Annotated in this window: 13 protein-coding genes; 5 read left to right on the plus strand and 8 right to left on the minus strand. The window is 38.7% G+C overall.

The genetic code is table 11. The features are described from left to right. Nucleotides 1-288: 288 nt before the first annotated feature. Together OKW21_RS11045 and OKW21_RS11050 are read right to left on the minus strand one after the other, a co-directional pair. Complete coding sequence (locus tag OKW21_RS11045; RefSeq protein ID WP_277479473.1) at nt 289-1,644, minus strand: GHMP family kinase ATP-binding protein; 1,356 nt, start codon at nt 1,642-1,644, stop codon at nt 289-291. A 1-nt stretch (nt 1,645) separates the two neighbouring features. Further along, nucleotides 1,646-2,659 carry an FIG domain-containing protein gene (locus OKW21_RS11050; RefSeq protein WP_277479474.1) on the minus strand — a complete coding sequence of 338 codons (1,014 nt, stop codon included), beginning with the start codon at nt 2,657-2,659 and terminating at the stop codon, nt 1,646-1,648. A 195-nt stretch (nt 2,660-2,854) separates the two neighbouring features. Between OKW21_RS11050 and OKW21_RS11055 the strand changes: the two genes are divergently transcribed. From OKW21_RS11055 to OKW21_RS11070, 4 genes are all read left to right on the plus strand, one after another. Beyond that, on the plus strand, nt 2,855-3,484 hold the full coding sequence (locus OKW21_RS11055; protein ID WP_277479475.1) for an HAD family hydrolase: 630 nt from the start codon (nt 2,855-2,857) through the stop codon (nt 3,482-3,484). After that, nucleotides 3,481-4,608, plus strand: a complete 1,128-nt coding sequence (locus OKW21_RS11060) for a site-2 protease family protein (protein WP_277479476.1) — start codon at nt 3,481-3,483, stop codon at nt 4,606-4,608. The genes OKW21_RS11055 and OKW21_RS11060 overlap by 4 nt, the downstream gene beginning before the upstream one ends. Before the next feature lie 112 nt (nt 4,609-4,720). Then, the gene (gene mpgS / locus OKW21_RS11065; protein ID WP_277479477.1) at nt 4,721-6,022 is read left to right on the plus strand and encodes a mannosyl-3-phosphoglycerate synthase; all 1,302 of its coding nucleotides are present in this window, start codon (nt 4,721-4,723) and stop codon (nt 6,020-6,022) included. Between the two features lie 49 nt (nt 6,023-6,071). Next, entirely contained in the window at nt 6,072-6,911 is an 840-nt protein-coding gene (locus tag OKW21_RS11070; RefSeq protein WP_277479478.1) for an HAD-IIB family hydrolase, read from the plus strand. Nucleotides 6,912-6,944: 33 nt separating this feature from the next. On the opposite strand, the gene OKW21_RS11075 is transcribed toward OKW21_RS11070, so the two are convergent. Together OKW21_RS11075 and OKW21_RS11080 are read right to left on the minus strand one after the other, a co-directional pair. Continuing rightward, a complete protein-coding gene (locus OKW21_RS11075; RefSeq protein WP_277477362.1) occupies nt 6,945-8,066 on the minus strand; it encodes an ISAs1 family transposase in 1,122 nt (373 codons plus the stop codon). A 38-nt stretch (nt 8,067-8,104) separates the two neighbouring features. Continuing rightward, nucleotides 8,105-9,727 carry an ATP-dependent DNA ligase gene (locus OKW21_RS11080; RefSeq protein ID WP_277479479.1) on the minus strand — a complete coding sequence of 541 codons (1,623 nt, stop codon included), beginning with the start codon at nt 9,725-9,727 and terminating at the stop codon, nt 8,105-8,107. A 572-nt stretch (nt 9,728-10,299) separates the two neighbouring features. Between OKW21_RS11080 and OKW21_RS11085 the strand changes: the two genes are divergently transcribed. After that, a complete protein-coding gene (locus tag OKW21_RS11085) occupies nt 10,300-10,665 on the plus strand; it encodes a hypothetical protein (RefSeq protein ID WP_277479480.1) in 366 nt (121 codons plus the stop codon). A 47-nt stretch (nt 10,666-10,712) separates the two neighbouring features. On the opposite strand, the gene leuS is transcribed toward OKW21_RS11085, so the two are convergent. The 4 genes from leuS to rfaD all read right to left on the minus strand — a co-directional run bounded on the left by leuS (nt 10,713) and on the right by rfaD (nt 17,718). After that, a complete protein-coding gene (gene leuS, locus OKW21_RS11090; RefSeq protein ID WP_277479481.1) occupies nt 10,713-13,481 on the minus strand; it encodes a leucine--tRNA ligase in 2,769 nt (922 codons plus the stop codon). Nucleotides 13,482-13,590: 109 nt separating this feature from the next. Beyond that, nucleotides 13,591-14,496 carry a CHAD domain-containing protein gene (locus OKW21_RS11095; protein ID WP_277479482.1) on the minus strand — a complete coding sequence of 302 codons (906 nt, stop codon included), beginning with the start codon at nt 14,494-14,496 and terminating at the stop codon, nt 13,591-13,593. 78 nt (nt 14,497-14,574) lie between these two features. Further along, a complete protein-coding gene (locus OKW21_RS11100) occupies nt 14,575-16,614 on the minus strand; it encodes a S9 family peptidase (protein WP_277479483.1) in 2,040 nt (679 codons plus the stop codon). A 108-nt stretch (nt 16,615-16,722) separates the two neighbouring features. Further along, complete coding sequence (rfaD, locus tag OKW21_RS11105) at nt 16,723-17,718, minus strand: ADP-glyceromanno-heptose 6-epimerase (RefSeq protein ID WP_277479484.1); 996 nt, start codon at nt 17,716-17,718, stop codon at nt 16,723-16,725. Between the last annotated feature and the right edge of the window lie 88 nt (nt 17,719-17,806).

Here is a 17,806-nt window from a genome sequence, read left to right on the forward strand (position 1 = left end):
GTGCTTTTCTAAGAAACTCTATTAGGTGCGAACTCATTTGTGATGAAAGCCTAGGGTCAAAAGTGACTCTTTCAACATTATTAATAAATATTTGTCTGCTTTTGATATCAGCGTTTTTAACGATGTGGAAAATTATTTTCAGGAGTGACTCCAGCGTTTCATGCTGTAGTCTCATGTCAAAAATGATTTGTTTAGTTTTTTCCTGAAAAACAAGTGACGTGTTTTCTATATGTCTGAGTAGTTCTAGTTTCACCTCAAAGTTTGTCCAATATGCCTGTTCACTCATGCTTATGCATAGAATTCAGCCGCTGTATTACCAGCTTCTTTATAGTCTCTGAAGAGTTCGTGTACAGCTTCCGGTCCGGATAAGCCGCTGCATAAAATACAGACTGTCCCTCCATTACCATTAGCAGTTACTCTGGCTCCATGCAATCCTTTTTTATCGCCTTTATCTTTAACCATTTGTACTATCAGATCGGTCTTGTCATTGCCTAATCCGCATGCAGAATAACTCTGATGAGACTGATACATAAGCTCACCCATGAGCTGCAGCCTATTGGAATAATTCTGAAATTCTGTAGTATAATTTCTTAGAATCTGAGCGAATAATTTTATCCTGAAGTTTTCATAAACTGGATGTTTAGTAATGTTTTTGAGAAGATAATTTTTATCCCTGTCAATAAAGGAAATCGGATCTATAATTTTTTTGTATTTCTCTAAAAACTCTTGCCCGTTGATAGTATCTGGCAATGAAGGAAGATGGTTTTTTTCAAAATCGGATGGTGAAATATTGGCAAGGTATCCACCATAGGGTAATTTACTGAAGTCTTGTGTTTCTTTTGCCACTTCCAGATCCCTCAGCGTAGCACCACTATTCAAAGCAATCATCGTATACCCCATAAAAGATGCAGTACGTACATCAGATGATATATCCAGTTTTGTTTCCTGATTTTCACCACTATTGATGCCAACAAAATAGACCTGGTCGGGAAGGTCAATAGGATGATATACCTCATGGGGCTGGCAAATAAGTGGTATTAGCTTGTTTTGCTTACTATGGTGAGCTACGAGCTGATCCATAATACCATTCGCTGTACCAGCTACCAGGTTTTCAGCTTTTTGGGCAATAATCGGGATTTCATAAGTGCTCATATTAAGATTAAGACAGCTAACTATAGCCTTCAATACTGCTACCTGCAAGGAGGCAGATGAGCCAAGTCCTTTACCAATAGGCACATCTGTAGTGATAAGCATATCTATGCCTTCAGGCTTCAGCTTACGGCTATCGTTAAGTATAAGTAGACAACCTACAATATAAATTGCCCATTCTCCACCTTCTTTTTGTAGAATTTGCTCCCGTGTATAATCGTAATTAGGCACTTTAAATTCACCTATCAGCTCTTCATATATTGCTGAAAATGTTTTAATTTCTCCCTGAATGATTGTTTTGATGTTTATTTCGGTATCATCACGATAAGAAATATAGGCAGATGTTTCTTCCATTAATGGTTTCTGGATTAGCAGCGATCCAGAAAAATTTGCTATTCCTCCCATCACATCTAATCTTCCGGGTGCTGTACCCTGAAATACTTTTTGCTGATGAATGGAATAAAATTCTTTTAATATACCTGCGATTTTACTCATACTATTTGGTCCAGTTATTTTTTCTCAGGATGTTCTTTAATACAGGTTCTACCTGCTTTTGAATGTATGCATTAGCATAGGCTATCCAACATACGGGTGTATGTAAATCTAGTGGGACATTCAGATTTTTCCCTTCTATATCCGTAATAATTATACCAGCTTCTTCTCCTATCAGTGATGCGCATACATCGTATGGGTGACATGTTAACCCACTTGGTGTACCATTTTTGCTTAGATTCTCATAAAGTGGCGGACGAAGGTCAGCTGTAAAACGATCATGACCCATGAGCAATTCGTAAAGCTGACCACCACTAGAAATATACTGATCTTCAAAAACGATAGCTTTACCCTCCTTAATTTCAGATAATTTTGAAATAAGTTCTTCCTCCATTCTTGCTAGAATGTCCTTGCCGGGAGGAAAAAATCTTGAGATCTGTGCAAATCCTCCAATGATACTGGATGCATTTGAAGGCTTAAAGTTAAGTGTTGAAATTTCGTTGTTAAACAAATTCCTGCGGAAACCAAAAGCCCCTTGGTTTCTGATCGCATAAAGGGAATCGCTTAAATATGCTTTTGAAGTGGGTATCTCAGTCATAACCGCCACCTCTAAATCTTGTAAATACAAAGGATCACCAAAATATGGGGCAGCAGCAGCCAGAAAAAAAGCGGATCTCTTATTGTACATGATGCCTCTGGTACCATCTATAGGATCCATAATTATGAGCACTCTAACTTGTTCTTCATTAAAGTGAGAAGGAAATACATATTTATCTTTTTCACTACTTAAACCCTCAGCTATTAACTTGATGCCCCCTAATGCTTTAGCATTTTCCTCTAATAATGGAATAATGATTTTTTCAACATCTTTATCAATCTTGTAAATAGTATCTTCTTTAGTTTCTTCAGCTACCTCCCGCAATTCTGTATGCTCGTTATCTTGCAGAGACTGATAAACATAGTCACATACAGCATTCCCTATGGTTGATAATAACCTTTGTACTTCTTCATGATTCATAGTTAAACAATAAAACTGCTTAATTTTGGATTAAAAAATTCATAAAATAGCTTATTAAAGACGTGTCTAAATTTGCTTAGAACCTGCACAAACTAAACCCAATAAGCAACTATTGGATAAGATAAAAAAATTAATAATCTCTTAGCTAGGTAATGATTTTTGATTTAAAGTGCTATTGTTACATCTTTGACCTCTATGAATCAACCAAATATTCAAAATATCATTTTTGATCTCGGCGGGGTTATTATTGATATAGACCCACAGCGATCATTTCAGGCAATTTCTAATTTTAGCCTGGGAAATAAAGGTCATGAACAACAATTATCACTGGACACTCAATTGTTCATAAACTATGAAAAAGGCCTGATTGACAATGACGCATTTAGGGAAGGAATTCGTAAGCTTACCGGAAATACTTCAGTCAAAGACGAGGAAATTGATGAGGCCTGGAATTTAATGCTTTTACAGATCCCATTAGAAAAATTACAAATTCTGGAAAAGTTGAATAACAGGTATAACACATTTGTGCTGAGCAATACCAATGCCATCCATGTAAATGCTTTTAACCAGATCATTCAAAAAAATAGCGGCAAAGCTACCATCAACCATTACTTTAATAAAGTTTATTATTCTCACGAATTAAAACTTAGAAAGCCAGAGCCTGAGATTTACCAATATGTAATTGAGGATATGAAGCTAAGTAGTGGTGATACATTATTTATTGACGACAGACTTGAAAATATAGAAGCAGCCTCTGCATCTGGATTACAGACCTTTCATGTGCAGACAGGCAAAGGTATTGTTGAATTTTTTGAAGATATATGAACCCCAGAACGAAGCGATTAAGTATACACCTCGGATTATTTATTCTTACTTTAATAACTACAACATTGGCCGGAGCTGAGTGGCAGCTTGGCCGGTTTTTATTTTGGGATAAGGATGTATTGACCTGGGATTATTTTGCGAAAGGGCTGGCTTTTTCGCTGCCATTTCTTGGCTTTCTTACTGTGCATGAGTTTGGGCATTACTTCACTGCCAAATTTCATAAAATTAAAGTTACATTACCTTACTACTTACCCCAGTGGTTTGGCTTTTTGCTGGCTCCATCTATCGGAACTTTTGGTGCCTTTATCCGAATAAAAGACTTTGTAAATAGTCGTAAAATATACTTTGACATAGGAATTTCAGGCCCACTGGCAGGTTTCGTGGTTGCGTTGGGAGTCTTATACTATGGGTTCACTCATTTACCTCCTCCTGAGTACATTTTTGAGATACATCCCGAATATGAACAGTACGGCCTAGATTATGCTGAGCATGTGTATGAAGATAATCCAGGGACATTGAGGTTAGGCTCAAACTTAATTTTTGAGTTTTTTAAAGAATATGTCGCTGATCCGGAACGCATGCCAAACGCCTTTGAAATCATCCATTATCCCTGGTTATTTGCTGGTTTTTTAGCGCTTTTCTTTACGGCGATTAACCTTCTACCCATAGGCCAACTTGATGGGGGACATATTTTGTATGGATTAATAGGTAGCAGATTGCACCGTAAGGTTTCCGCTACCCTTTTTGTAATTTTTGTTTTCTATGCAGGTTTAGGTACAGTAAATCCATTTGAACCTATAAATGATATGTTATTTAATGTGCCTTTATATTTAGGTTTTCTTTATATCATATTTTCAAGAGTTACCACTTCTGTACAAACAAATTTTTTAATCGCCCTCTCGGTACTAAGTACGCAATTTATTATTGCCAGCATTGATCCTACGCTAAGTGGCTACCCTGGTTGGTTAGTTTTTGGCTTATTGATAGGAAGGTTTTTAGGCATATACCATCCGCCCGTAATGATCAATTATCCGCTTAGCAGCGGACGAAAGATTTTAGGTTGGATAGCACTGATTGTATTTATCCTTTGTTTCAGCCCATCACCATTCATAATAGAATATTAATTATTTGTGAATTATGAAATATAAGTTGGTGCTTGTTGATAAAGTCATTAGATTTAGGTTGTATATTTTAAAATATGCAAGATATTTATCTGACAACCTATAGTCTTTACTTATGAGAATTGAAATTCCCCGTGAAGTAGAAAGATTCGGTCCAATCATGTTTCATGATGTTCAAAAAGTATATGAGCTGGATGCAGGTCTGAAGTTTACCAAAAATGAAGGAAAAGAAAATTCAACTATTGTCAGACTCTCTTATGAGTCTCTACATGAGATAGAGGAGCAAATGGTCATCGTAGTTCCAGTGATGGAAGAACGTATTAAACTAATTGAAGGTGTACTATCTGGTATTCCCAATGGTTGTCTGGTCGTTATAGTATCTAACAGTCCTCGTGAGCCTATAGATCGGTTTTATATTGAAAAAGATGCAATTGAGCATGCCGCCCGTTTTATGGGCAAACAAGTGCTGGTCGTACATCAGAAAGACCCTGTACTTGCCAAAGCATGTGAGGCTTCAGGATACAAATATATTCTTGACGAAGAAGGTAACATCAAAAATGGAAAAGCTGAAGGCATGATCCTCAGCACCATTATCGGATACCTTACAGGTAGAAAATATATTGGCTTTATAGATTCTGACAATTTTTTCCCTGGCGCTGTGCTTGAGTATGTAAAAGAATACTGCGCGGGCTTTATTCTTACCAAGTCAAAGTACGCGATGGTAAGAATATCATGGCATAGTAAGCCTAAGATTGTAGAATCAAATCTATTCTTTGCCAAACGGGGCAGGGCATCTGAACATACTAATCGAGTATTGAACTCTCTGGTAAGCAATTATACAGGTTATGGAACTGAGATCATCAAGACAGGTAATGCCGGAGAGCATGCCATGACCATGGATTTAGCAGCTAAATTAGACTTCTCATCAGGATACTCTATTGAGCCCTATCACTACATCAACATGCTGGAGCGATTTGGGGGAATTATTGGTAATCCAGAGAAAGATGTACTGAAGAACAGAATTGAAGTCTTTCAGATTGAATCCCGTAACCCTCACCTGCATGAAGTAAAGGGTGATGAGCATGTGAAAGATATGAGTCGCGCTGCTATGGAAGTTATTTACCGTTCTCCCATCTGTCCGGACCCAATCAAGCAAGAGATCATGGATGACCTTTATAATCGGAAACTTCTCAAGCGAGGAGATAAATTATCTGAAACGCTGTCATATTATCCAGCCATCGTAAATGCTGACCTCAAGAAGTTTTTGAAAACTGTAGAGAACCAGCCCTATGCGAAATTTTTGAAGGCTGACCTGAGTAAAAAAATAAAGAATGCCCAGCCCGGATTGATCAGGGACAAGGCAGACCAAAAAGGAGATCATCTGCCCGATCAGGGTAAAGTGCTGGAAATGAAATAGTTACTATAGACAGTTTCAGTAATTAATTCTTCAACCATTATCTTTAGACGTGAAGTGGATCGTATACACCGACCTTGATGGTACCCTCCTGGATTTTCAAACTTATTCATATAAGGTAACTGAGGATACAGTAAAAAAGCTGATTGAAAGAGATGTTCCTGTGATATTTTGCTCATCCAAAACCAGAGTAGAGCAGGAAGTCTACCGTAAGGCTTTACAATTGGATTATCCATTTATTGTTGAAAATGGAAGCGCTATCATTATCCCCCGGGATTTCTTCGGATTTGAGCTGGAATCATTGCACTTTCTTGAACCCTATAAACTTACAACGATAGGAGAGGAGGCGCACTTAGCGTTAATATTAGGAGAGAGTTACCAGTATATCAGATCAATCATTGTATCAGCCAGATCGGAAACTGATGCACATGTTTTTGGCTATGCTGATCTTACATTGGCAGAGATTATGAGCCTGACTGGCCTCGACAAAGCTTCGGCGCTACGCGCATCAAACCGAGATTTCTCTGAGACTTTGCTTAAAGGTATTGATGACTCCAAAAAGTGTAAATCTCTATTTCACATATTGGATGAACAGAACTTACTATGTGTTTCGGGAGGCAAGTTTCATACGGTGATGGGCAAAGGCGGTGATAAAGGTAAAGCCGTAAACATACTTGACCAGCTTCTGACACTGAAGTATGGTGAATTACAAACTATAGGCCTGGGAGATTCAGCGAATGACTTACCCTTGCTAAAAGAAGTAGATCGTCCTTTTCTCGTACAAAAACCTTCGGGTAAGTGGCAGGAAATAGAAGAAAATAGCGTAACCAAAGTAAATGCTATCGGGCCGGAAGGGTGGAACCTGGCGATACAGTCAATCTTTGACATTTAATTCAGCCTCCATAAACATTCAGGTTAAACGCATTTAATTTTTAGTCAAGTTTTTAAGAATGTTTAGCAGATAATTATCATCCCAACCTGCTGTCTTTCTTCTGTTCTTCACGCTTTCCTTATCTTGAACTTGATTGAGCAGTTGCAGAGCTAACTTCCGAGCGGTTGTCATATTCTCAGCAGCATTGCCTGTTTTAGTTCTACTCATATCTTCTCGGAATACAACATCAAGTTTCCAATGCAGATGATTTTCAATGCTCCAATGATTTCTAATGAGTTTATTAAACTCTTTAGCAGTAACCTCTAAACTGCTTAAATAGAAGCGGTTTTCATAGGTAATTTTTCCACCCTTTTCCCGGTTTGCTTCCACCATTATGATTGACTTTAAATGTTTCCATTCTGATAAATCATCTAGTAATGCAAGCTGGGTTTCCACATAACAGACTCTCTTCTCAATGCGGCCACTACCAAAATCTATCCACTCATCAAAGCACATATGCTTTTTTCTTTTACTCATCCAGTCTGTAATCTGCTCATACATATGCTTATGATCTTTCTTGATAGCTATCAAATAGTCTCCTCCTTTCTCTATAATTAAATCGCACGGCGAACCGTCTGCATTCTTGAGCTGGCAACCGGCTGCATCACTGCTCACTAAGGAGCCTTCCAAATCCAAAGACTTCAACAATTCAGGAATAGCGGTCTTTTCATTGCTTTTAGCATCTACTTTTTCCTGACCTAATATCAAGTGGTGTTCGGCTACCCAGGCACTTAATATACAAATGCCGCTCTTCTTAAAGCCTGACTTTGCTGTACCGCAAAGCACCTTACCATCCACGTTGATTTGGACAATACTACTTTTGATAAACCCTAATAACTCCTTAGACCAACGATACAGGCAACCTCCAAAAGCTGATTTGTCCATATATTTGAACACGCGATTAAAAGTGTCATGAGAGGGAATACCATTCGGTAGCTCTAAAAATCCTCTCAAGAATACCTCCTTTCGTTTACCATAGGCTTCTATCTCTTCAAAATCATCTGCTCCACTTACTATCGCACATAAGGCTATGACTAAAATATCTACCAGATTATGCTTCTTGCGCCGATTTATCCTAAAATCAGGAACGCTTCCAAAAACCTTTTGCCAATTCATCTGGCAAAGTTAGCTCTCTCCTCTTTTTTTACATACGTTTAAATGCGTTTAACCTGATAAACATTTAATAATGCGTTTAACTCTTCCAAAGAATTTGCGTCTTCTGCTTTTTTATCATGTCTCCATCGCAACATTCTGGGGAACCTTAAGGCTACACCTGATTTATGTCTGTTAGACTGTTGAATGCCTTCAAATGCGATTTCAAATACCAGTTCCGGTTTTACTGAACGTACGGGCCCAAACCGCTCTTTCGTATTTTTTTTAATAAAATTATCCACTTGCCGAAATTCAGCATCCGTAAGGCCGGAATAAGCTTTAGTAAATGGAACTAAGGTGGCTTCATCTTGTGAAAAGTCCCATACTGCAAAAGTATAATCAGTGTACAAACCCGCCCTGCGTCCTGAGCCCCGCTGCGCGTTTATCAGTACGCCATCAATGGTAAGAGGGTCAACTTTCCACTTCCACCAATCTCCTTTTTTGCGCCCCACCTGATATTCGGATTGTTTACGTTTGAGCATAAAGCCTTCGGCAAAGTATTCCCTGGATTGTTCTCTGAGAGATATCAGCTGAGCTTTGCTGGTGGTTTCTACTATGGTAGAGAGTTGAAACACATTTAGCGTATTACTGATATTGGCATGAAGGCTTTCTAAAATATTACGTCTTTCTGATAAGGGAACATTACGTATATCCTGACCTTCCCACTCCAAAACATCATAGGCTCTGATGACGACAGGAGCGTTTTTGAGTATAGATTTGCTTATGTTTTTTCTGCTAATGCGTGTCTGTAATGCAGCAAAATTTAAAAGTTCTCCGTTTTTATAAGGTAGTATTTCTCCATCAATGACAGTGCCGTCGGGCAGAAATTCTTGCAAGGGATGCAGTTCAGGAAATTTTTCGGTCAGTAATTCCTCACCTCTTGACCAGATAAATAATTTTCCGTTTCTCACTATACATTGCGCTCGTATGCCATCCCATTTCCATTCTATTTGCCAGTCGTCAATACTTTCCAGTTCTTCAAAATCTTTTGTATCCAGGGCATGTGCTAAAAAGAATGGATAAGGTCGGGAAAGTAAATCCTCTTTATTTTCTTCAACTATTAACTTTTGATAGCTCGTAGTATTAGGATTCCAATTACCCATCAAACGATGCGCTACTATGGTTTTATCAATGTTTTCTACTTCAGCAATAGCTCGGATCACATTATTTTGTGAAACGCCTATTCGAAATCCGCTGGTCATAAGTTTGTTAAAAACAAATTTTTCAGCGCTGGTCATTTTTTTCCAGGCAGTGGTGATCTGTTCTTTTTTTTCTTGGTCACTTAGGTCTTCCAAATTCTGCAAAAATGCAATCCAGTAAGACAGACCTTCATCTTGCTGCTCCTGGGCTTCAGGTAATAACAATGCCATAGTCTCCGCAAGGTCACCTACATTAGCATATGATTCTTCAAATAACCAATAGGGTATTTCCGCAAACTCAGTAGTCCATTCCTTTAACAGTGAAGTTCTTACCTGTTTTTTGGGTCGTTTATGCGTAAAAAGTGCTATGGTCCAAAGTTTATCTTTGTCAGATGCTTCCTGGAAGTACTGTTTAAGGAGGGCTATTTTATTATTTGTCTTATTTGTCTGATCTAATGCAGTGAAAAGTGCAGCAAACTCTTTCAAGGCTATTTGTTTTTGTTATTTGTACCACAACTCTGAAAACCTGATAAGGTTATGCATCAATGTTTACATCAGGCTTCTTATCTCACGCCTACCGCATAAGATAAGCACCTTTTTACTGATTCACTTTTTTGTGAAAAATCAACCTAATTCAGTGAGCAGGGACTAGAAATAAATATAAATTGTTATGGATTAATTAATATTTATTAGTAATCGCTCAAAAGATGACTTGATGTCTGTATTCCAAAATTTGATAAATAGTGATATTTAAAAAATATAGAAAAACATTATATCACGAAATAAATAAGCAAGTACAAAGTTCTGGAAACGAATTGATTATGTTCATTTTCTTAGTTTAAAACTTTAAGCATATCCTGGATACAAAAAAGGTGATATCTTAGAATACTTATAAATTTGATAGAAATAATAACTTATCGTTTTGTAACTAAATCAACTGTGTGTAATAAAATTCATAAATAAAAAAGGTAATGTACAATGTATTTGCTGAATATTTGTGCTGTATTCAAGGTATACAAATATTGCCAGTAAGGCCCAGGTACCTTTTAATATTGCTGATGAAAATATTCGGCTCAACCATAAAGTACATTATCATCATTAGTTTGATTTCATCTGCTTGTAATCGCGGAATGATATGTCCTGCTTTTCAGAGTAGTTTCATACTTAATGATAGTATTCGTGACATCACCTTTTCAGTATTAGGCACTGATTCTCTTCCCAGGGAGTACGTGACTGCAAAAAATCGTTTTGGAATAATGGAAGATGTCTCTTATCGTCAAAAGAAAGGTGAACTGAAGACCATTGAGATGATAACCATTTATGATCCCATGTTTCCCCCTGACAGTGTATTGACTGTACCTCAATATGAGGAAGATTCCCTAAAATTAGCTGATCCACAATTAAGCAGTGCGGTAAGCAAATAAAAAAAGCGCTCATAGAAAAGCGCTTTGTTATGGTAGGAATATTGCCTTTATACTACAATATTGACTATTTTCTTCGGCACTATAATTACCCTTTTAGGGGCCTTTCCCTGGGTCCACTTTTGAATCTGCTCTGCAGCAAGCACCTCTTTCTCAATATCTTCTTTAGGCATGTCAAGTGCAAATTTCATCTTGGCACGTACTTTTCCATTCACTGATATAGGATACTCATGAGATGCTTCAATAAGGTACTTTTCTTCAAACTGAGGGAAGCTTTCATGGGTTACACTATGTTCATTGCCCAAACTACGCCACAGCTCCTCAGCAATGTGGGGAGCAAATGGAGAAATAATGAGAACCAGCTTATCCAACACTTCTCTTTTATAACACTTAAGGCTACTTAGCTCATTGACACAGATCATAAAGCTACTTACTGAGGTGTTGAATGAAAGGGTTTCTATATCATCCTGCACTTTTTTTATCGTCTTGTGAAGTATCTTCAGTTCAGCTTCAGTAGCTTTTTCATCTTTGACCAGTAAATTATTGGCATCATCATAGAACAGACGCCAGAGTTTGCGAAGAAATTTAAATACGCCGTCTATTCCATTGGTATTCCAGGGTTTGGATTGCTCCAAAGGTCCCAGGAACATTTCGTACATTCTCAAAGTATCTGCTCCATACTGCTCAATGACATCATCAGGATTAACGACATTGAACTTGGATTTTGACATCTTTTCAACCTCACTACCGCACACATATGCTCCATCTTCAAGAATAAACTCAGCATTCTGTGCATCAGGACGCCACTTTTTAAAGGCCTCAATATCTAGTTTGCCGTCATATACAATGTTGACATCAACATATATGGCTGAGGTGTTATAGTCTTTTCTCAGATTGTAAGAAACGTATTTATTTTCACCGCTAAGTCTATAAACAAAATTGGATACTCCCTGAATCATGCCCTGATTTACCAGCTTTTTATAGGGCTCATCCACAGTTACATAGCCTCTGTCATAAAGAAATTTTGTCCAGAAGCGAGAATAAAGCAGGTGGCCGGTAGCGTGTTCTGTACCCCCTATATACAAATCCACATTTTCCCAGTAACTCTGCTTGGTCTTGCTTACGATTTCCTCTTTGTTATGCGGATCCATATAGCGGAAATGGTACCAACTGGAACCGGCCCAGCCCGGCATAGTTGTAAGCTCATATTCATATTGACCATCATATTTCCAGTCTGCTGCTCTTCCCAGAGGTGGTTCTCCGGTAGGGGTAGGCTTGTATTCATCTACTGAAGGAAGGGTTAAAGGAAGCTCATCACTACTCAAAGGGTGGGGGACACCATTATTAAAATACATAGGCACCGGTTCACCCCAATAGCGCTGACGACTGAAAACCGCATCGCGCATCCGGTAGTTAACCTTAGGTTTACCGACTCCCGACTTTTCAGCCTTCTCATTCACCGCTTTGATTGCTTCCGTAGATTCCATACCATTTAAAAAGCCTGAATTGATCATTTTTCCATGCTTCTTTTCGGTTGGATCTTCCATATCCTCTGTGCCTTCAATCACCGGAATGATGGGAAGGTCAAAATGCTTGGCAAAACGAAAATCACGATCATCAGAAGAGGGTACTGCCATGACAACCCCAGTGCCGTAACCGGCTAGTACGTAATCTGCAACCCAAAGCTGTATTTCTTCTCCATTGATAGGATTGATGACATAACTGCCGGTGAATACTCCTGAAACGGTTTTGACATCTGCCATACGATCTCTTTCAGATCTGTTTTTGGCGATTTCTACATAAGCTTCTACTTCAGCTTTGTGTTCTTTGGTAGTCAGTTGTTCAATTAACTCATGTTCTGGGGCAAGGGTAACATAGGTCACGCCATAAATAGTGTCAGAGCGTGTTGTGAAAGCGGTAAGGACGATATCACTATCTTTTACTTTAAAGTCCAGTTCACACCCAAAAGATTTCCCTATCCAGTTACGCTGCATTTCTTTGAGTGAGTCTGACCACTGTATAGTCTCCAGTCCAGCTAATAAGCGATCCGCATAAGCGGTGATGCGCATCATCCACTGACGCATCTTACGTCGCTCAACAGGATACCCCCCACGTTCTGAAAATCCGTCTTTTACCTCATCATTAGCCAATACAGTACCCAGTTCAGGACACCAGTTTACCACAGTGTCTGACACATAAGTGAGGCGGTAGTTCAGTAAAATTAATTGCTGTTTCTGCTCATCCATCTGCTGCCATTCCTCAGCATTAAAAGTAGGAGTATCTTCATCACAAGCCGCGCTTACGTTTTGGTTACCTTCTTTCTCAAATCTGCTAAGGAGTTCTTCAATAGGTTCTGCCCTGTCTGTTTCCTGATTGTACCAGCTGTGAAAAAGCTGAAGAAAAATCCACTGCGTCCACTTATAGTATGCCGGATCACAGGTTTGCACTTCTTTATCCCAGTCAAAAGAAAAGCCTATATTATCAAGCTGCTCTTTATAGCGTTTGATATTGTTTTCTGTAGTAATAGCAGGATGCTGACCGGTCTGTATGGCATATTGCTCAGCAGGAAGTCCAAAAGCATCAAAGCCCATCGGGTGAAGTACATTGTAGCCTTTCAGGCGCTTATAGCGAGATACTATATCAGAAGCAATATAGCCTAGAGGATGACCAACATGTAAACCTGCTCCAGAAGGGTAGGGGAACATATCCAGCACATAATATTTAGGCTTGCTGGTATCTACATTAACTTTGTAAATCTCTTTTTCTTTCCAGTATTTCTGCCACTTTTTTTCAATCTCACGAAAATCGTATTCAGCCATTACTACGGTTATTTACTTTATATGATAAGTCCGACAAAATTAGAATAATTCGCTAAGAATGTGCACCCGCATTCAAAAAAACAATCAATTTACACGATTAAACATCTTGTCAGTCAATTGTAATTTCTTTGTGTTTTTGTTTCCAGTAATCAGAAAGACGTGCTACAAATTGTTCGGGTGATTCAGAGAGAATTTTCTTACCCAGTGGTTTGGCTAATGATTGGAGTTTTTTTCGTTTTTCGCTCATGATAGAAAAAAGTGCCGCTTCTTCGTCTTTGTTTTCTAAGTTCATACTTTCCGCATAAGTTCGCAAAACTGCTAAATCGTGATCTTCGCCCAGGTAATCTGTGAGCTGATGCAATTCTTTTTCCAATGCTTTCATGGGCTTCTTCCAGATATGCCTTAAAAAACCTATTTCGTAGCGCAGGTATTTACTACGTTTTCTCCACTCATGGAAATTTTCAGTAGTGGGCTTTTTGATGGCTTTTTTCATAGCCTTCTGACATTTGCCGTATGTAATAGCAATGCCTTTAGAAAAAGCAGAAAAGTCATCATTTTTAATTTTCCACCTGGCATGAACCGTTTCTCCCTCTTTCAAATCTTCAAGCAATTTATCCAAAAGTTTCTCCTGATTAATTTGAATCCTGCTGATAGCTGCTTTGCGAGAAGTAAGGTGATTCTTAATGTGTTGGATGGTTTGACCACATAGAGCCTGGTCAACTTCTTCATTGATTTTATTAACGGTATCTAACATAGCAGAAACATCTCTCTCTCCTGAAATTTTACGTGCTATGTCACGATAGTACTTATTGGTACTACGATATTTTTTGTTGCCTATTTCTCCACGAAATAAACGGCTGAAAGCCCGCATTTTTTTCATGGTCTTACGTGCTTCATGAATTGCTTGATGAGGGTCGTCATTCTGCAAAGAGGCTCGACATTCATCCAAAAAACTTTGTAGGATACGTTCAGCATTTGAAGGGACAGTCTCTTTGGGATCAATTCTTAAGCTCATAATAGGGTTAGGTAATGTTCAATAGAAATACTATAAATGAAATATAATAAATGTAGTATAAATATTTTGATGCTAGGGTTAAAGCCCTATAACTTTTAACAAAAACGCATATTCAAAAGCTATTTCTTTAAGGTATTCATACCGCCCGGAAGAACCTCCGTGTCCAGCATCCATATTGGTCTTAAGCAGCAGCAGGTTATCGTCAGTTTTCAGCGCTCTTAGCTTTGCTGCCCATTTGGCAGGTTCCCAATAGCTTACGCGGGGGTCATTGAGTCCAGCAGTGATGAGGATGTGAGGGTATGCTTTTGGACTTACATTGTCATACGGTGAATAAGATCTGATGTACTCAAAAGAGCTTTTATCCTGCGGGTTGCCCCATTCTTCATACTCAGTTACGGTCAGTGGGAGGTTCGGATCAAGCATAGTATTCAGTACATCAACAAAGGGAACTTTAGCCACAATCGCATTGAAAAGCTCTGGTCTTAAATTGATGACTGCACCCAGTAACAATCCGCCAGCGCTTCCCCCGATTGCACAAAGGTGTTCAACATCAGTATATCTTTTATCAATAAGATGTTTTGCACATGCGATAAAATCATAGAAGCTGGTTTTCTTCTTCAACAGTTTACCTGATTTATACCACTCTTCACCCATATCCGCGCCGCCTCTAATATGTGCGATAGCGAAGATAAATCCTCTGTCTAGTAAGCTAATCCGATTTGCATTAAAGTAGGGTTCTGAGTTGATGCCATATGCTCCGTAGCCATACAGGAGTAAAGGGTTTATGGATTGAGGGTTGATATCTTTTTTGTAGACTAAAGAGATAGGCACCCTCGTCCCATCCTCTGATCGTGCAAAAATTCTCTCAGAAGTATACTGCTGTTCGTCATAACCTCCAGCAACTTCGGTTTGCTTAACCATTATTTTTTCACGCTTCTGCATTTCATAGTCATAGACAGTGTTGGGCTTCAGCAGTGAAGTATAATGGAAACGCAGTGTAGTGGTTTTGAAAGTAGGGTTATTGCCACCAAAAACATAAAAGGCAGGCTCGTCATAGGTTATCTGATGGGTATTGAGAGGATCGATAAGGTCAAGCACTTTAATCTGGGTTAGCCCATCAACTCTTTCGTAAATGGCCAGGTGGTTTTCAAATTCATCAATCCCTTCAATTTTAATTGTTGGGTCATAGGGGATCACCTCAGTCCACTGACTTTTATCATGGGCATCCACTGATGCTTTCATTAGCCTGAAATTGGTAGCATTCCAGTTTGTTCTGATATAAAAATCATCATGATGAGGGTGAATTTCATACTCATGATGTTCCTCTCTGGGGTTAAATACAATGAATGTCCCCTCCGGTTGGTGTGCAGGAAGAATCCTTACTTCAGTAGTAATTTTGCTTCCGATATCAATCAGTAAATATTTTTGATTTTTTGATAGGCTAATCGATACAAAAAAGCGCTCATCAGCTTCTTCAAAAACAACCAAATCATCCTCAGGACGAGTACCCAAAATATGCTTCTTTACCTGATAAGGTCGCATAGTATCGTCTAACACTACATAAAACAAAGTTTGGAAGTCCATGGCCCAGGCTGCCGAATCTGAGATATTATTGAGTTGATCTACCATGATCGTATGATCATGCAGATTTTTAAAATACAAGCGATACTGCTCAGACCCATCAGTATCTATGGCATAAGCCAAGGTCTTATGATCAGGACTGACTTCAAATATTCCTAAATGGAAATAGTCATGGCCTTCTGCAAGATGATTAGAGTCCAATAATACTTCTTCTTTCGCTTTTAAAGAACCAAATTTTCGGCAGTAGATACGATAATCTTTATTTGCTTCAGTTCTGGAGTAGTAGTAGTAATCATCTATGCGAACCGGTGCGCTCTGGTCATCCGGAACGATACGCGACTTCATTTCATCATAAAGCTGTTGCTCAGTTTTTTTCTGATGTTTCATGACTTCCCGGGCGTAGGCATTTTCAGCATTGAGGTAGGCAATTACATCAGGATTCTCTTTTTCCTGTAGCCAGGCATAGTTATCAATGATAGGTATATTATGTACTTTTTTAACACTTGCCTTTTGAGGCGCAATTGGAAATTGCTTCATAAAAAAATTGCTTTTAGGCTAAAATAAATAACAGACAGTATGCATCCTATCGGCAATACATCTGCTTGTCTATTCAACTGAATAAAGGCTGATTGAAATGATCAGGGACTAATAATACCGATGATGCGCTAAATACTGCTGCACATAATCACTTACACCCTCTTCCAGGCTATGAAAAGGAGTATGATAACCGATTGATTTGAGCTTGTGCATATCAGCTTCAGTAAAATACTGATATTTTTCTCGTATATCTTCGGGCGTATCTATGAAAGAGATATTTTCTTCTTTGTCAATCGCTTTAAAAACCGCTTTGGTAAGGTCCAGGAAGGTGCGTGCTTTACCACTTCCCAAATTATAGATACCTGAATCCTTCCGGTGCCTCATCAAAAAGTAGCAGACATTTACTACATCCTTGACATATACGAAATCTCGCATTTGCTCACCGTCTCTGTAATCTGGGTTATGAGAGCGGAATAGCTTCATCTCACCTTTTTGCTTAATCTGACCATAGGCGTGCCATATCACAGATGCCATTCTTCCTTTATGGTATTCATTGGGACCATAAACGTTGAAGAACTTGAGTCCAGCCCAGAAAAAAGGCTTTTGCTCCTGGGCTAATGCCCACTTATCAAATTCATTTTTGGATATTCCGTATGGGTTGAGCGGTTTTAACTTCGGAATGATACTCACATCGTCTTTATAACCTAATTCACCTGCGCCATAAGTAGCTGCCGAAGAAGCATAGACCAAAGGAATCTGGTAATTCACACAGCGTTTCCATATCTCTTTGCTATAGTTAACATTAAGCTTGTCAAAAACTGCGGTATCAAACTCCGTAGTATCAGTACGCGCACCGATATGAAAGATAAACTCAACTTCTTCATAATTTAGATCTAACCAGGCAAAAAACTCATCTCGCTCCACTTTTTTCTGAATTTTTTTACCTTCAAGGTTCTTTATTTTTTCCTGTGCTTCGGAGAGGCCTTCCTTGGGGTGGCCCTCTGCAAACTGGTCAACAGCGATGATATGATTAAAATTTTCCTGATTGAGTTTGGCAATTAAGCAGCTACCGATAAAGCCTGCGGCTCCTGTGACAATGATCATAGTTTAGGTTTTTTTGTTTAGTGACTTAATATAGGGAAGGATTCATCTTCTCTTCTTGTTATCAGACTGATATTTCGCGTGCTATTAA

This window comes from Catalinimonas alkaloidigena, from assembly GCF_029504655.1.
GTDB lineage: Bacteria > Bacteroidota > Bacteroidia > Cytophagales > Cyclobacteriaceae > Catalinimonas > Catalinimonas alkaloidigena.

Bases quoted from the DNA above. Each gene is read 5' to 3' on its own strand.
- OKW21_RS11045 (WP_277479473.1), bottom strand. From the start codon at position 1,644: ATGAGTAAAATCGCAGGTATATTAAAAGAATTTTATTCCATTCATCAG.
- OKW21_RS11050 (WP_277479474.1), bottom strand. From the start codon at position 2,659: ATGAATCATGAAGAAGTACAAAGGTTATTATCAACCATAGGGAATGCT.
- OKW21_RS11055 (WP_277479475.1), top strand. From the start codon at position 2,855: ATGAATCAACCAAATATTCAAAATATCATTTTTGATCTCGGCGGGGTT.
- OKW21_RS11060 (WP_277479476.1), top strand. From the start codon at position 3,481: ATGAACCCCAGAACGAAGCGATTAAGTATACACCTCGGATTATTTATT.
- mpgS (WP_277479477.1), top strand. From the start codon at position 4,721: ATGAGAATTGAAATTCCCCGTGAAGTAGAAAGATTCGGTCCAATCATG.
- OKW21_RS11075 (WP_277477362.1), bottom strand. From the start codon at position 8,066: ATGAATTGGCAAAAGGTTTTTGGAAGCGTTCCTGATTTTAGGATAAAT.
- OKW21_RS11085 (WP_277479480.1), top strand. From the start codon at position 10,300: ATGAAAATATTCGGCTCAACCATAAAGTACATTATCATCATTAGTTTG.
- leuS (WP_277479481.1), bottom strand. From the start codon at position 13,481: ATGGCTGAATACGATTTTCGTGAGATTGAAAAAAAGTGGCAGAAATAC.
- OKW21_RS11095 (WP_277479482.1), bottom strand. From the start codon at position 14,496: ATGAGCTTAAGAATTGATCCCAAAGAGACTGTCCCTTCAAATGCTGAA.
- OKW21_RS11100 (WP_277479483.1), bottom strand. From the start codon at position 16,614: ATGAAGCAATTTCCAATTGCGCCTCAAAAGGCAAGTGTTAAAAAAGTA.
- rfaD (WP_277479484.1), bottom strand. From the start codon at position 17,718: ATGATCATTGTCACAGGAGCCGCAGGCTTTATCGGTAGCTGCTTAATT.